14 protein-coding genes and 1 pseudogene are annotated in these 15347 nt (G+C 68.2%); 13 read left to right on the plus strand and 2 right to left on the minus strand.

The genetic code is table 11. The features are described 5' to 3' along the window. Window positions 1–431 precede the first annotated feature (431 nt). The 4 genes from J7J50_RS08190 to J7J50_RS08205 all read left to right on the plus strand — a co-directional run bounded on the left by J7J50_RS08190 (window position 432) and on the right by J7J50_RS08205 (window position 3338). The gene (locus J7J50_RS08190; protein WP_215061216.1) at window positions 432–1607 is read left to right on the plus strand and encodes a phosphoglycerate kinase; all 1176 of its coding nucleotides are present in this window, start codon (window positions 432–434) and stop codon (window positions 1605–1607) included. Window positions 1608–1612: 5 nt separating this feature from the next. Next, on the plus strand, window positions 1613–2278 hold the full coding sequence (locus J7J50_RS08195) for an HAD hydrolase-like protein (RefSeq protein ID WP_215061220.1): 666 nt from the start codon (window positions 1613–1615) through the stop codon (window positions 2276–2278). Between the two features lie 415 nt (window positions 2279–2693). Then, window positions 2694–2918 (plus strand): DUF6289 family protein, encoded by a 225-nt coding sequence (locus tag J7J50_RS08200; protein WP_215061222.1) that lies wholly within the window; start codon window positions 2694–2696, stop codon window positions 2916–2918. A 201-nt stretch (window positions 2919–3119) separates the two neighbouring features. Next, the gene (locus J7J50_RS08205; RefSeq protein ID WP_215061223.1) at window positions 3120–3338 is read left to right on the plus strand and encodes a DUF6289 family protein; all 219 of its coding nucleotides are present in this window, start codon (window positions 3120–3122) and stop codon (window positions 3336–3338) included. A gap of 114 nt (window positions 3339–3452) precedes the next feature. Here the strand turns inward: J7J50_RS08205 and J7J50_RS08210 are convergent, their stop codons facing one another. After that, on the minus strand, window positions 3453–4064 hold the full coding sequence (locus J7J50_RS08210) for a GNAT family N-acetyltransferase (RefSeq protein ID WP_215061224.1): 612 nt from the start codon (window positions 4062–4064) through the stop codon (window positions 3453–3455). 119 nt (window positions 4065–4183) lie between these two features. Here J7J50_RS08210 and pyk point away from each other — a divergent pair, with 119 nt between their 5' ends. The 4 genes from pyk to J7J50_RS08230 all read left to right on the plus strand — a co-directional run bounded on the left by pyk (window position 4184) and on the right by J7J50_RS08230 (window position 8464). Continuing rightward, window positions 4184–5650: a pyruvate kinase gene (pyk, locus tag J7J50_RS08215; protein WP_215061225.1), complete on the plus strand. Its 1467-nt coding sequence runs from the start codon at window positions 4184–4186 to the stop codon at window positions 5648–5650. A gap of 277 nt (window positions 5651–5927) precedes the next feature. After that, the gene (locus J7J50_RS08220) at window positions 5928–6938 is read left to right on the plus strand and encodes a class I fructose-bisphosphate aldolase (protein WP_215061227.1); all 1011 of its coding nucleotides are present in this window, start codon (window positions 5928–5930) and stop codon (window positions 6936–6938) included. A gap of 158 nt (window positions 6939–7096) precedes the next feature. Beyond that, window positions 7097–7726 (plus strand): LysE family translocator, encoded by a 630-nt coding sequence (locus J7J50_RS08225; RefSeq protein ID WP_215061231.1) that lies wholly within the window; start codon window positions 7097–7099, stop codon window positions 7724–7726. Between the two features lie 75 nt (window positions 7727–7801). Next, a complete protein-coding gene (locus tag J7J50_RS08230) occupies window positions 7802–8464 on the plus strand; it encodes a hypothetical protein (RefSeq protein ID WP_215061232.1) in 663 nt (220 codons plus the stop codon). 135 nt (window positions 8465–8599) lie between these two features. Here J7J50_RS08230 and cysK read toward each other — a convergent pair whose 3' ends face one another. Further along, window positions 8600–9556, minus strand: a complete 957-nt coding sequence (gene cysK, locus J7J50_RS08235; RefSeq protein ID WP_215061234.1) for a cysteine synthase A — start codon at window positions 9554–9556, stop codon at window positions 8600–8602. Between the two features lie 366 nt (window positions 9557–9922). On the opposite strand from cysK, the gene J7J50_RS08240 reads away from it, so the two are divergent. The 5 genes and pseudogenes from J7J50_RS08240 to J7J50_RS08260 form a co-directional block, all read left to right on the plus strand. Next, window positions 9923–11080, plus strand: coding sequence for an efflux RND transporter periplasmic adaptor subunit (locus J7J50_RS08240; protein ID WP_215061236.1), 1158 nt, complete (start codon window positions 9923–9925; stop codon window positions 11078–11080). A 10-nt stretch (window positions 11081–11090) separates the two neighbouring features. Then, window positions 11091–11312 carry a hypothetical protein gene (locus J7J50_RS08245; RefSeq protein WP_215061238.1) on the plus strand — a complete coding sequence of 74 codons (222 nt, stop codon included), beginning with the start codon at window positions 11091–11093 and terminating at the stop codon, window positions 11310–11312. Continuing rightward, the gene (locus tag J7J50_RS08250; protein ID WP_215061240.1) at window positions 11309–14434 is read left to right on the plus strand and encodes an efflux RND transporter permease subunit; all 3126 of its coding nucleotides are present in this window, start codon (window positions 11309–11311) and stop codon (window positions 14432–14434) included. The genes J7J50_RS08245 and J7J50_RS08250 overlap by 4 nt, the downstream gene beginning before the upstream one ends. A gap of 178 nt (window positions 14435–14612) precedes the next feature. After that, window positions 14613–15173: a GNAT family protein gene (locus tag J7J50_RS08255; protein ID WP_215097485.1), complete on the plus strand. Its 561-nt coding sequence runs from the start codon at window positions 14613–14615 to the stop codon at window positions 15171–15173. Further along, window positions 15163–15347 (plus strand): annotated as a pseudogene (locus J7J50_RS08260) (hypothetical protein); the annotation flags it as partial. The gene J7J50_RS08255 and the pseudogene J7J50_RS08260, both read left to right, overlap by 11 nt.

The raw sequence follows: 15347 nt of genomic DNA on the forward strand, positions 1-15347 counted from the left end.
GGTGCTTGCGCAGGCAGGTCCCGCAGTGGGCATCCTGCCCACGGCGGGACCCGGCGCACGTCCATGTGCGCCGCCCTCCGGGTATCCCTGATCTCGCGAGTTACTAGCGGCGCCCAGCAACAACAAAAGCAAAGCCGAAGCCGAAGCAGAGCCGAGGCGGAGCAAAATCTCGGCAACGGCAACGGCAACGGCAACGGCAACGGCAAATACAAAGGCAAAGGCAAATACAAAGGCAAAGGCAAGCGCGGGGTGGGGCGGCTACAACCGGCATTCGATGCGCCATCATCCGGAATTGAGACCTCGCCAGCCCCATCGACCCCCGCCATTCAGCCCCCAAGGTTTATTTCGCGCCCCCGCCCCGCGACAATAGCCACCCCCAGCCGCGCCCCGCGCGGCCGCAGCATCCCCTACGCATTGCCCCAGGAGGCCCCGTGTCCATCGTCCGCATGACCGATCTCGATCTCGCCGGTAAGCGAGTGCTGATCCGCGAAGATCTCAACGTTCCCATCGACGACGGCCGCATCACCTCCGAGCTGCGCATCCTCGCCGCGCTGCCGACCCTCAAGCTGGCGCTGGAAAAAGGCGCGGCAGTCATGGTCACCTCGCACCTGGGCCGGCCGAAGGAAGGGCAGTGGAGTCAGGCCGATTCGCTGGCGCCGGTCGCCCAGCGCCTGTCGGAGCTGCTCGGCATCGACGTGCCGCTGATCAAGGATTGGGTCGAGGGCGTGCAAGTGCAGCCCGGCCAACTGGTGCTGCTCGAAAATTGCCGCATGAACGTCGGCGAAGGCAAGGACGACGACGCGCTGTCCAAGCAGTACGCGGCCTTGTGCGATGTGTTCGTCATGGACGCCTTCGGCACCGCGCATCGCGCGCAGGCCTCCACGCATGGCGTCATCCGCCACGCCAAGGTCGCCGCCGGCGGCCCGCTGCTGATGGCCGAGCTCGATGCGCTGGCCAAGGCGCTCGACAACCCGGCGCGCCCGCTGCTGGCCATCGTCGCCGGCTCCAAGGTCTCGACCAAGCTGGAACTGCTGTCGTCGCTGGTGAGCAAGGTCGATCAGCTGATCGTCGGCGGCGGCATCGCCAATACCTTCATCGCCGCGATGGGCCACGGCGTAGGCAAGTCGCTGGTCGAAAACGATTTGATCGACACCGCGAAGAAGATCATGGCCGACGCCAAGGCGCGCGGCGCCGATATCCCGGTGCCGACCGACGTGGTGGTGGCGCCGGCCTTCGCCGCCGATGCGCCGGCCACGGTCAAGGCCGTCGATGCGGTCGGCGCCGACGACATGATCCTCGACATCGGCCCGGACACGGCCGCGCGTTACGCCGAGCTGATCAAGAACGCCGGCACCGTGGTCTGGAACGGCCCGGTCGGCGTGTTCGAGTTCGACGCCTTCGGCAAGGGCACGCAAACCCTGGCGCTGGCGATCGCCGCGTCCAAGGCGTTCTCGATCGCCGGCGGCGGCGACACCCTGGCCGCGGTCGATAAGTACGGCATCGAAAAGGACGTGAGCTACATCTCCACCGGCGGCGGCGCGTTCCTGGAATTCCTCGAAGGCAAGGAATTGCCGGCGGTGACCGCGCTCAAGCAGCGCGCGGGTTGAGCGCGATGTCCGAGGCGTCGCTCCAGGCCGGCCGGCCCACGCTGTTTTTCGATCTCGACGGCACCCTGATCGATTCCTCGGTCGGCATCACCCGCTCGATCGCCTATGCGCTGGAGCAATTGCAGCATCCGGTCCCCGACGCGCAGGTGCTGCGCTCGTGGATCGGCCCGGCGCTGCGCACCAGCTTCCTGCCGCTGCTGGTCGATGAGCAGCGGGTCGAACAGGCGGTGGCCTTGTATCTGGAACGCTACAGCCGCGAAGGCTGGACCGAGCATCAGGTCTACGACGGCGTCGGCGACATGCTCGACGCCGCGCGCACGGCCGGTTATCGCATGGCCGTGGTCACCGCCAAGAACGAGAACAACGCGCGCAAGATCCTCGCCCATCTGCCGTTCGGTGGCTATTTCGAGGACGTGATCGGCTCGACCGTGGACGGCCGCCTGACCCACAAGGTCGATCTGATCGCCGAAGCGCTGCGCCGTTTCGGCCTGCAGGCGGCGCAGTGCCTGATGATCGGCGACCGGCGCATGGACATCGAGGGCGCGTTGCAGCACGGCATGGGCAACATCGGCGTGCTGTGGGGCTTCGGTAGCGAACAGGAATTGCGCGAGGCCGGCGCGCAGCGACTGGCGGCGGCGCCGACGCAGTTGCCGGGGTTGCTCGCGGCCTGAGTGCGATCGCCGGGGCGTTGAGCGCCGGCGATTCGCTGCGATCTGTCGCGGCGGCAAAATTCATTCGATGGCGTTCCTGCACGAACGCCTCACGCAGGCGAAGCGTCGCTTGCGGCCACTGCTGATGTACTTCACCGGCCCGCACTGCGCCGCATCATGGTGCGCTGCACGATACGCCCGTCATCGCGATCGCTCCGGCGCGCACATGCAGGCAGCGCCCATCCTGGGGCCTCGCCGTCGCGAGCGCCGCGATTGCGAACGCGTTTACGCATGTCAAAAACGCCAAAAGCGAAACCAATCACGTTTGCGCAAAGTGATGACAGTTCGACTCTGCCGTCGGCGCCCCTAAGTGACGCCAGTTGGTTAGGGTGCCCGAGCGGCGAATGGGCGCCGCTTAACTCGGGAGAGCAACAGCATGCGTCGTATCGGATTATTCGCCGCGGTGTTCGCGGTCGCATTGGTGGGCAGCGTGTCCTTCAGCGCCGGGGCCAACAGCTGGCAGGGCACCTGGTATTACTACAACGCCGAAGGCGCGCAGATCGGCAAGTGGACCGCCGGCTGCGGCGCCGCCGACGGCCGTTGGGGCGACACCAGCGGTTCGAACAAGAGTTTCAGCCAGGGCTGCGCGGTCGAAAGCTGATCGCGAACCGGCCCGGCCGGTGTTCGCGCGAGGCCGCGACGAGGCCGCGCGCGTGAGGCACGGAAGGCTCCGCTCGCTCCGGAGCTTTCCGTTTTACCGGCCGCCCCGTTTTAATGCCGGCGGTGCCGGCGCAAACCCGCGACGCGCCGAAGCCTCGGCGCGGTCCGCATTCATCGTTCTTCGAAGACAGGAGAGATAGCCATGCGCGTTATCGCAATCTCGTCGTTCGCCGCACTGCTCGCCGTCGCCGCGCTGACCGTCAGCGTCAAGGCCGCTCCGCCGTGGCAGGGTTACTCGATCACGTATTTCAACGCCGCCGGCGAAGTCATCGGCGGCGCCACCGCCAATTGCGGTGGGCAATACCTTTCGTGGGGCGAGACCTCCGACATCATCCAGAAACGTACCTGGATCTGCGACTGAGCCGATCATCGCAAGCCGCGCCGGGGCCCGTTCGCGGGCCCCGGCGCGTATGCGGACCTCGCGCGGCCTCGTGCGAACGCAATGGCTACGCGCCGATCGCGCCGCCGATCGCCCTCAGTGCCTGGACCGCGCCGCGCGCCAGTCCTTGACCAACAGCCCGAGCAGCTCGCTGTCGGTCACCCGCTCGCCGACGAAGAAACTCTCCCGCTGCACGCCCTCGGTCACGAAACCCAGGCGGTGCAGCAGGGCGCGCGAAGCCGCGTTGGCCGGGTCGATGCCGGCGTCGCAGCGATGCAGGCCGAGCGTGTCGAAAGCCCAGTCCAGGGCCAGCGTGGTCGCCTCGCGCGCGAGGCCCAGGCCCCACTGCGCCGGATGCAGCGCATAGCCCAGCTCGGCGCGGCGATGGTTGGCGTCGAAGCGGAACAGCGTGCAACTGCCGATCATCGCGTCGACGCCGTCGGCGATCACCCAGTTGATCAGATTGCGCTCGGCCATGCTCTTGCGGATCTGCGCGATCAACTCGTGCGCCTCGCTCACGCCCTGCATCGGCGGACGGCTCCAATAGCGCATGACCTGCTCGTCGCCGAACACGGCGAACAGGCCCTGCGCATCGCGCTCGTCCTCGCGCGGCCCGCGCAGACGCACGCGCGGGCCCTGCAGCAGCGGGAAATCCTCCAGCGCCGCGAGCGCGGCGGCGATGGCCTCGCCGGGTTTCGACATCGTCATGGCAACCTCGGACGGTTACGTACTGTGGCGTGTGCACGGTGCGCGCGACCGTAACCCGGCCCGCGGTTCGAAGCGCGGCGAAGCTGTGCTAGCTTGGCCGACAGTCCAGAGAGTCTGCCATGTCCACCACCCCACGACGCACCAAGATCCTCGCCACCCTGGGCCCGGCCACCGATCCGCCGGGCGTGCTCGACGCCTTGCTCACCGCCGGCGTCGATGTGGTCCGCCTCAATTTCTCCCACGGCGATCCGTCTTCGCAGGTCGCCCGCGCCAACGCCGTGCGCGAAGCCGCGCTGCGGGTCGGGGTCGAGGTCGGCATTCTCGCCGATCTGCCGGGGCCGAAAATCCGCATCGAACGCTTCGCCGAGGGCCGGGTATTGCTCAAGGCCGGCGACCGTTTCGACCTGATCGCCGCGGAAAACCCGCCGCCGGGCAATCTGCGCGAAGTCGGCGTCAGTTACCTGGGCCTGCCCGGCGACGTCAGCCCCGGCGACGTGCTGCTGCTCGACGACGGCCTGCTGCAGTTGCGCGTCGGCGCCATCGACGGCGATCGCATCATCACCACCGTGCTCAACGACGGCGCGCTGTCGGACCGCAAGGGTCTGAACAAACTCGGCGGCGGCCTGTCGCTGGGCGCGCTGACCGAGCGCGACAAGGAACTGATCCTGATCGCCGCCGAACTGGGCGCGGACTTCATCGCGGTGTCGTTCTGCCGCAACGCCGAGGACATGAACGAAGCGCGCCGGATCGCCCGCGCCGCCGGCAGCGATGCCGCGCTGGTGTCGAAGATCGAGCGCGCCGAGGCCATCGAGAACCTCGCCGAGATCGTCGAGGCCAGCGACGTGGTCATGGTCGCGCGCGGCGACCTGGGCGTGGAAATCGGCGACGCCGAGCTGCCCGGCCTGCAGAAGAAGATCATCCGCGAATCGCTGCTGCGCAATCGCGTGGTGATCACCGCCACGCAGATGATGCAGTCGATGGTCGACAACCCGATCCCGACCCGCGCCGAAGTGCTCGACGTCGCCAACGCGGTGATCGACGGCACCGACGCGGTCATGCTGTCGCAGGAATCGGCCGCCGGCCGCTATCCGATCAAGGCGGTCGAGGCGATGGCGCGCATCTGCCTGGGCGCCGAGCGCCAGTTCAACCACGACACCGATTTCGAAGCCGCGCCGCGCAACCTGGAACGCGCCGACCAGGCCATCGCCATGGCGGCGATGTTCCTGTCCGAGCACATCGGCGTGCGCGCGATCGTGGCGATGACCGAATCCGGCGGCACCGCGCGCTTCCTCTCGCGTTTCCGCTCCAACGCGCCGATCTACGCGTTCTCGCGCCACGACGGCGCGCGCCGGCGCATGGCGATGATGCGCGACGTTTACCCGATCGATTTCGACAGCCGCGGCCAGGCCTCGCGCGACGCCGCGCGCAACGTGGTCAAGCAGTTGTTCGATTCGGGCAAGCTGGCCCAGGGCGAGCGGGTGATCTTCACCAGCGGCGACACCATGGAGCAGCACGGCGCGACCAACACCCTGCGCCTGCTGCAGGTGGGCGAGGGCGGCAGCGCCGAAGGCCTGGGCGAGCTGTAACCCAGGCCGGATCGCGGCCACGAGGTTTCTTGTAGGAGGGGCTTCAGCCCCGATGCTTTCTTTTCAGATCGCGGCGTAGGATCGAACAGCCCCGGGGCCAAAGCCCCCCAAAAAGAAACCTCGCATGGCCGCCGCGAGCCGCGGCGGATGTAAACGGTTACCCGCGAACGTCCCTCAAATCGTGCGCAAGTGCCTGATTCGACAGGCCGGCCGAAGGGGCAAGGTTCACCGTCAGCGGCTATAATCGCGGGCTTCCCACCGCTGCCGCAGGATCTCCATGAGCATCGAACAGCTTGCCGAAACCGCCCTGGCGATGGTCGCCCCGGGCAAGGGCATCATCGCGATCGACGAGTCGACCGCCACCATCGCCAAGCGTTTCGCCGGCGTCGGTATCGAGAACACGGAAGAGAACCGCCGCGCCTACCGCGAGCTGCTGCTGGCCACGCCCAAGCTCAACGAATACATCTCCGGCGCGATCCTGTACGACGAAACCCTGCGCCAGTCCACCAAGGCCGGCGTGCCGTTCGCCAAGCACATGGCCGACAACGGCATCATCCCGGGCATCAAGGTAGACAAGGGCCCGCAGCCGCTGGCCGGCTTCCCGGGCGAAGTGGTCACCGAAGGCCTCGACGGCCTGCGCGCGCGCCTGGAGGAGTACTACAAGCTCGGCGCCCGCTTCGCCAAGTGGCGCGCGGTCATCAACATCGGCGACGACATCCCCTCGGGCACCTGCATCGAAGCCAACAACCACGCGCTGGCCCGTTACGCCGCGCTGTGCCAGGAACAGGGCCTGGTGCCGATGGTCGAGCCGGAAGTGATCATGGACGGCAGCCACGACATCGACACCTGCTTCGAAGTCACCGAAGTCACCCTGCGTTCGCTGTTCGGCGCGCTGTACGAGCACAGCGTCCTGCTCGAAGGCACGATCCTCAAGGCCTCGATGGTGGTGCCGGGCACGCTCGCGCACGAGCAGGCCAGCGTCGACGACGTCGCCGCGGCGACCCTGCAGTGCCTGAAATCCACCGTGCCGGCGACCCTGCCGGGCATCGTGTTCCTGTCCGGCGGCCAGTCCGACGAGGACGCGACCGCGCACCTCAACGCCATGAACCAGATGGGCCCGAACCCGTGGCCGCTGTCGTTCTCCTACGGCCGCGCCATGCAGTCGGCGGCGTTGAAGCTGTGGTCGCAGGACCTGGTCGGCAACTACGCCCGCGCTCAGCAGACCGTGTACGAGCGCGCCAAGGCCAACGGCCTGGCCGCGCTGGGCCAGTGGAAGTCGGCGGCGTAAGCCACCGCCTGGATCGCTGCGAAGAACGCCGGCCTCGCGCCGGCGTTTTTCGTTAGGGCGCGGCACTTCCGGCGCGGGCGCCGGCTGCGCAGAATCGACGATCGCGCCGCGACCGCCGGCATCGACCCCGCTCATCGAACCCGAGGCACGGAGACTTCATGGAAACCCAATGGCTGGCCTTTTCCGTCGCGGCGTTGATGGTGACCGTGGCGCCGGGGCCGGATACCTTCCTGGTGATCGGCAACGCGCTCAGCGGCGGCGTGCGGCGCGGGCTGGCGACGGTCGCCGGCATCCTCACCGGCGGCTTGTTCCACGTGTCCCTGTTCGCCTTCGGCGTGGCGCGATTGCTGATGTATTCCGAACGCGCGTTCTGGACGGTGAAGATGCTCGGCGCGGTGTATCTGATCTACCTGGGCGCCAAGGCGCTGCGTTCGGCCTTGCGTGCGCGCGCCGATGCCGATATCGACGCCACCGCGCCGACCAATGCATCACTGTGGCGCGGCTATGCGCAGGGCGTGCTGACCAATGCGCTCAATCCGAAGATCGCGATCTTCTATCTGGCGTTCCTGCCGCAGTTCCTGGCCCCGGGCGACGACATGGCGGTGCAGTCGGTGCTGATGATCGGCCTGCACTACCTCATGGGCACGGTGTGGCTGAGCCTGCTGACTTTCGGCGCGGCGCGCATGGCCGGGTCGATGCGCAGCGCGCGCGTGGCGCGCACGCTCGACGGCATCGTCGGCAGCCTGATGCTGGGATTCGGGGTGAAACTGGCCTGGTCTTCGCGCTGAGTCGGCGCGCGCGGGCGTGACGGATCGGCTCGCGGCCCGTTAGGCTGGGTGGATTGGTGGCCAGGGAGTACGGCGATGTCGGATAACAAAGCGCCCTTCGTGCCGGCGCAGGCGGCGACGCTGCTGAAATCCGGGAACAAGATCCAGGCGATCAAGCTGGTGCTCGACAGCAATCCGGGCATCGACCTGCGCCAGGCGAAGGACGCGGTCGAGAACTACGAACGGCGGCTGGCGGTCGGAGCGTTGGCGGCGTCCGCGGTCGCGGCGAATGCTGCGTCCGTGCAGACGGCGAAAACCGGCTTTCCCGAGGCCGCGCGCGAGGCGGTCCAGCGCGGCCAGACCATCGTCGCGATCAAGATCGTGCGCGAAGCCTATGGCCTGGATCTGCGCCAGGCCAAGCAACTGGTCGAGGCTTACCTGGAAAAAGGCGAGGCCGCGCTGGGCGGTGTCGCCGCGCCCGCCAACTCACGCGCACTGCAACTGCCGGCCGAGGTGCTGATGCTGGTCCTCAAGGGCGAACACGCGCGCGCGGCGCAATTGCTGCAGACCCGCTTCGGCCACTCCGCCGCCGATGCGGTGAGCCGGGTCGCCGACTACGAAGTCACGCGGAAAAAGCGCGGCGTGGTCGGCGACAGCGGGCGCACGGTCAGCCCGGGCGACAATAACGGCGGGATGTTGCTCGCCGCGGCGTTGATCGCGATCGTGCTGGTCTTGATCGGGTATTTCGTCGCGGGTTGATCGGGGTGCGGCGGTCGCGACGCGGCCGCAGCGAGCTGCGACCGCGACAGAACAACCACGACGAACTTCCGCTGCCGGCGCTTCAAGTCGATATCGCGACTGAGCAAGCGCCGCAGCCGATCGCCGCTGTGGTCATCAGCCCAGCGACGCCAGCCACTCGTCGTCGCTGCCTTCGTTCACGCCTTCGAACAGGAAGGTGCTGAGGTAGCGCTCGCCGGTGTCGGGCAGCATTGCCAGGATCACCGCGCCGGCCTCGGCGCCGCGCGCGACTTCCAGCGCCGCGGCCACGGTCGCGCCGGCGGAAATACCGACGAACAGGCCTTCCTCGGCGGCCAGGCGGCGCGCGGTGTCGCGGGCCAGCACATCGTCCACCGGCACGATCGCGTGGGCGGCGTCGCGGTTGAGCACGGCCGGGACGAAGTCCGGAGTCCAGCCCTGGATCTTGTGCGGCTGCCATTGCGCACCCGCCAGCAGCGAAGCGCCGGCCGGTTCGCACGCGGTCACGCGCACCTCGGGCCGGGCCACGCGCAGCACCTCGCCGACGCCGGTAAGGGTGCCGCCGGTGCCCCAGCCGCTGACGAAATGATCGAGCCGGCGGCCGGCGAAGTCCTGCAGGATTTCCGCCGCGGTGGTGCTGCGGTGATAGGCCGGGTTGGCCGGGTTCTCGAACTGCCGGGCCAGGAACCAGCCGTGTTTCTGCGCCAGTTCCGCCGCCTTGCGCACCATGCCGCTGCCGCGCTCGGCGGCCGGGGTCAGGATCACCTTGGCGCCGTAGGCGCGCATCAGCTTGCGCCGCTCGACCGAGAAGGTTTCGCTCATCGTCGCCACGAACTTGTAGCCGCGCGCCGCGCAGACCATCGCCAGCGCCACGCCGGTGTTGCCCGAGGTCGCTTCGATCACGGTATCGCCGGGCTTGAGCTGGCCGCGCTGTTCGGCGTCGAGGATGATCGCCAGCGCCAGACGGTCCTTGACCGAGCCGCCGGGATTGAAGGACTCGACCTTGGCGTACAGGCGCACGTGCTCCGGCGCCAGGCGCTGCAGGCGCACGATCGGGGTGCGGCCGATGGTGTCGAGGATGCTGTCGTGGATCATGGGGCGGGCTCCTTGGGGGAAGCGCCGAGTATGAACCCCGCGCCGCGCGCGGGCCGCGTCGCGACGGTTACCGCGTTGCAACATGCGCAGGCGCACAGTGTCGCGGCGGCATCGGCGGCGCCCATCCACCGCGTCGGCGGGCCGGTCCGGAGGCAGGCGCGCCGCGCGCAATCGCGATTTTGCCGATACGGTGGTCAACCAATGGCCCACGCAAGCGTTAACGATCCACCGCTAGAATCGCGCCGGCCGAAGCCTCGGGGCTTCGGCGCCGCGCGGCCGGCGTTCGTCGCGCGCATCGAAGGCCGGATTCGCACCGCCCGCCCGACTCGCGTCACCGCCCTCACCGGGCCCCGTTCAGAGAACCGCATGCCACCACGTTCCGGACTTCGCACCTGCTGCATCCTTGCTTTCGCCATCGCCCTGGCCGCGTGCGGCAAAGGCGGCAAGACGCAAGGCGGGCCCGCGGGTCCGGGCGGGCAGGGCGATCGTCCGACCCCGGTCACCGCCGAGCAAGTGCGTCTGCGCCCGTGGAACGACACCGTCCAGGCGCTGGGCAACGTCAAGGCGCGCGAGTCGATCACGGTCACCGCCAAGGTCAGCGAGATCGTCCAGTCCGTGCATTTCGACAGCGGCGATCATGTCGTCGCCGGCGCTTCGCTGATCACCCTGAGCGGCCGCGCCCAGCTGGCCGCGCTGGCCCAGGCCGAGGCGACCGCGAAAGAAGCCGACCAGTTGCTCACGCGCCAGACCGAGCTGGCGGCGCAGCAGTTGATCGCGCGCTCCTCGCTCGACACCCAGCGCGCGACCCGCGACGCCACCCGCGCGCGGGTCGAGCAGATGAAGGCCGATATCGGCGATCGCGAAGTGCGCGCGCCGTTCGCCGGCGTGCTCGGCATCCGTCAGGTCAGCCCCGGTTCGCTGGTGACGCCGGGCACGCCGATCGCGACCCTGGACGACACCGATCGCGTCTACATCGATTTCCCCGTGCCCGAGACCCTGCTGGCGCGCATCGCCAAGGGCCAGAGCGTCAGCGGCACCAGCGCGGCGTATCCGGGCAAGCGTTTCGAGGGCGAGGTCAGCACCATCGATGCGCGCATCGATCCGGCCACGCGCGCGGTCACCGTGCGCGGCGATTTCCCCAATGCCGATCATCTGCTGCGGCCGGGCATGCTGGTGCAGGTGACCTTGCTGCAGCCCGAGCGTCAGGCGCTGCTGATTCCGGAAATCTCCGTGGTTCAGGTCGGCACCGATTCCTATGTGTTCCGGCTCAAGCCGGACAACACGGTCGAACGCGCCGACGTGGAAGTCGGCACGCGCCGCGAAGGCCTGGCGGAAATCGTCGAAGGTCTGAAGGTCGGCGACAAGGTCGTCGTCGATGGCACCGGCAAGCTGCGGGTCGGCAGCAAGGTCGATGTGGCGGCGACGCCGGCGCCGGCCGCGCGGACGCGCGAGGCGGAGACCGACGCGAAGGCGCCGGCGGCGTCCGGCGGCGCGGCGACGGGCAAGGACGGCCGTAATGGCTGATTCGTCTGGCTTGCTCGAACGCTTGCGGCTTTTCATTTCGTCGTTTCCGCGAAGGCGCGAATCCGGCGACTTCCGCGCCAGTGCGTCAAAGTCGCTGGATTCGCGCGTTCGCGGGAATGACGAGCAAACGCGCAGCCGCGACAATGACGCGAGCGCGGGCAAAGCGCCCGTCTACGTCGCCGCCAAGCGCGGCGAACCCAAGCGCCGCGAAGGCCGGGGCGGCGGTCGATGAATATCTCCGACCTGTCCATCCGCCGGCCGGTGTTCGCCACGGTGATGAGCCTGCTGCTGATCACCCTGGGCGTCATGGCGTTCTCGCGCCTGACCTTGCGCGAATTGCCGGCGATCGATCCGCCGGTGGTGTCGGTGGACGTGACCTATCCCGGCGCTTCCGCTTCGGTGGTGGAAACCCGCATCACCCAGGTGCTGGAAGACGCGCTGGCCGGCATCGAAGGCATCGAGAGCATCGAGTCGCGCAGCGTCAACGGCCGCGCCTCGATCAGCATCGAGTTCACCTTGCGGCGCGAGATCGAAGCGGCCGCCAACGACGTGCGCGACGCGGTCAGCCGCGTCTCCAACCGCATGCCGGAAGAGGCCGATCCGCCGCAGATCGAGAAAGTCGAAAGCGACGCCGACCCCATCTTGTGGCTCAACATGAGCTCCAAGCAGATGGACACGCTGCAACTGTCGGACTACGCCGAGCGCTACGTGGTCGATCGCCTGTCGTCGGTCGACGGCGTCGCCCAGGTGCGCATCGGCGGCCAGCAGCGCTACGCGATGCGGATCTGGCTGGACCAGGACGCGCTGGCCGCGCGCGATATCACCGTCAACGAAGTCGAAGCCGCGCTGCGCGCGGAGAACGTCGAACTGCCGGCCGGACGCATCGAATCGGCGGCGCGCGACTTCACCCTGCGCGTCGCCCGCAGCTATCAAAAACCGGCCGATTTCGCCCAGATTCCGCTGAAGAAAGGCGCCGACGGCTACGTGGTGCGGCTGGGCGACGTGGCCAGGATCCAGCTCGATTCGGCCGAACGCCGCGCCTATTACCGCAGCAACGGCGAGCAGAACATCGGCCTGGGCATCGTCAAGACCTCCACCGCCAACAGCCTGGACGTGGCGCGCGCGGTGCGCGCGGCCGCCGATCAGATCCGCCCGAGCCTGCCGCAGGGCACGGACATCTTCGTCGCCTTCGACACCACCATCTTCATCGAGTCGGCGGTCGAGCGCGTGTACCACACGCTGGCCGAGGCGATCGTGCTGGTGCTGATCGTGATCTGGCTGTTCCTGGGCAGCTTCCGCGCCGCGCTGATTCCGGCGGTAACGGTGCCGGTGTGCCTGATCGCCGCGTTCATTCCGCTGTACCTGTTCGACTTCTCGATCAACCTTTTGACCTTGCTGGCGCTGGTGCTGTGCATCGGCCTGGTGGTGGACGATGCGATCGTGGTGCTGGAGAACATCCAGCGCCGCGCCGACCTGGGCGAGCCCAAGCTGGTCGCGGCCGCGCGCGGCACCAAGCAGGTCGCTTTCGCGGTGATCGCGACCACCGCGGTGCTGGTGGCGGTGTTCCTGCCGGTCGGCTTCATGGAAGGCAACACCGGGCGCTTGTTCCGCGAACTGTCGGTGGCGCTGGCCGGCGCGGTGGCCTTGTCGGCGTTCGTCGCGCTGACCCTGACGCCGATGATGTCGTCCAAGTTCGTGCGCCCGCACAGCGAAGAGAAATCCAATCCGGTCAATCGCTGGATCAACGCGCGCCTGGACGGCGTGAGCCGGCGCTACAAGGGCCTGCTCGATCACACCGTCGAGCGGCCGTGGCTGTTCGGCATCCTGATGCTGATCGCGCTGGCGATGAGCTTCGTGCTGTTCAAGTTCGTGCCTTCGGAACTGGCGCCGCAGGAAGACCGCGGCTCGTTCCAGATTTCGATCCTGGGCCCGGAAGGCGCCGGCTACGACTACACGGTCAAGCAGGTGCAGCAGGTCGAGAAGATCGTCGCCTCGCACACCGGCCCCAACGAAACCATCCAGCGCTACAACCCGCGCGTGCCCGGCGGCTTCGGCGCCAGCGAGGAAATGCATACCGGCCGCATCGCGGTGTTCCTGCAGGACTGGGACAAGCGCGACAAGAGCACGGCCGAAGTCGCCGACGGCTTGCGCGGCGAGCTGAGCCAGCTCACCGGCGTGCGCGCGCTGCCGCAGGTCGGCGGCGGCCTGGTGCGCACGCGCGGGCAGCCGATCCAGATCGTGCTCGGCGGTCCGGAATACGGCGAGCTGGCCAAATGGCGCGACCGTCTGCTCGCGCGCATGGAGCAGAACAAGGGCCTGTTCTCGGCCGACTCGGACTACAAGGAAACCCGGCCGCAGATGCGGGTGGAGATCGATCGCCAGCGCGCGGCCGATCTGGGCGTGAGCGTCACCGACATCGGCCATGCCCTGGAAACCATGATGGGTTCGCGCCGCGTCACCACCTTCGTGCAGAACGGCGAGGAGTACGACGTGATCGTCCAGGCCGATCGCGACCTGCGCACTTCGCCGGCCGATCTGTCCGCGATCCAGGTGCGCGCGCGCAACGGCGGCCTGGTGCCGCTGTCGAATCTGGTCACGCTCAACGAACTGGCCGAAGCCGGCAGCCTCAACCGCTTCAACCGCCTGCGCGCGATCACCATCAGCGCCGGCCTCGCGCCGGGTTACACCATGGGCGAGGCGATCACCTGGTTGAATCAGGCGGTGGCGGAAGAATTGCCCGAGCAGGCGCAGATCGACTGGAAGGGCGAATCGCGCGAATACCAGAAGGCCGGCGGCGCGGTGCTGATGACCTTCACCCTGGCGCTGCTGGTCGTGTACCTGGTGCTGGCGGCGCAGTTCGAAAGCTTCATCCATCCGTTCGTGATCATGCTGACCGTGCCGCTGGGCGTGCTCGGCGCCTTGATCGGCCTGTGGATGACCGGCGGCACGCTGAACCTGTTCAGTCAGATCGGCATCGTCATGCTGGTGGGGTTGGCGGCGAAGAACGGCATTTTGATCGTCGAGTTCGCCAATCAATTGCGCGATGAAGGGCGCAGCATCCACGAGGCGATCGTCGAATCCTCGGCGGTGCGCCTGCGGCCGATCCTGATGACCTCGATCGCCACCGTGGTCGGCGCGGTGCCGCTGGTGCTGGCCGGCGGCCCGGGTTCGGCCAGCCGCGCGACCATCGGCATCGTGGTGATCTTCGGCGTGTCGTTCTCGACCTTGCTGTCGCTGTTCATCGTGCCGGCGTTCTACGTGCTGCTGGCGCGCTTCACCCGCTCCCCGGAAGCGGTGGCGCACGAGTTGGAGAAGCTGGAGAAGGAAACGCCGCAGGCGGGCGGGCACGCGTGATCGGCGCGCCGGGGCGCTCAAGCCCAAGCACGATGCGGCGAAGTCTCTGTGGGAGGGGCTTCAGCCCCGACGCTTTTCGATCAGGCGCGGCGATCTGAAAGGAAAGCATCGGGGCTGAAGCCCCTCCTACAAAGACTTGCGATTTGCAGCGCGGCGGCCACGTAATTAGGCTAATCCCATGAACCTCACCCCCTCAGCCGCCAGCCCGCCGCCGCGGGGCGATGGTTTCGTGCTGCGTCCGTGGCGCAACGACGACCTCGACGATCTGGTCGCGCAAGCCAATCACGAGCGCATATCGCGCGGTCTGAGCGACCGTTTTCCGTATCCCTACACCCGCCGCGATGGCGAGCTGTTCCTGTCCGGACAAGTCGTCGATCTGAACGAGCCTTTGTTCGCGATCGAAGTCGAGGGCCGCGCCTGCGGCGGCATCGGCGCGCATCCGGGCAAGGGCGAACGCAGGCACGCGGCCGAGTTCGGCTACTGGCTCGGGCATTCGCTATGGGGCGCCGGGCTGATGACCCGGGTGGTGGCGGCGTTCGCGCCGTGGGTGATGCGCGAGCTGTCGCTGTACCGTCTGTGCGCGACCGTGCTGGATCACAATCCGGCCTCGGCGCGGGTGTTGCTGAAAAACGGGTTTACCGAGGAGGGCGCGCAACGCTGCGCGGTCTTCAAACACGGGCAAGTGCACGACCTGCGCGTGTTCGCGAAAGTACGAAGGAGTTTGAACGATGCAACGTGACGATCCGCCGCGCGGTCCGCGCAAGCCTTACAGCGGGCAGGGCCCGGGACCCAAGCAGGAACCCCGCCAGGGCTCGGGGCCGAGCCCGTGGCGCAGCGGCCCGCGCCGCGAGGACGAACGCAACGCGCGTCCCGCCGCGCCGCCGCGCCAGGGCGCGCCGGCGCCGGGTGGGCG

The sequence above is a fragment of the Lysobacter sp. ISL-50 genome, assembly GCF_018612875.1.
Taxonomy (GTDB): domain Bacteria; phylum Pseudomonadota; class Gammaproteobacteria; order Xanthomonadales; family Xanthomonadaceae; genus Lysobacter.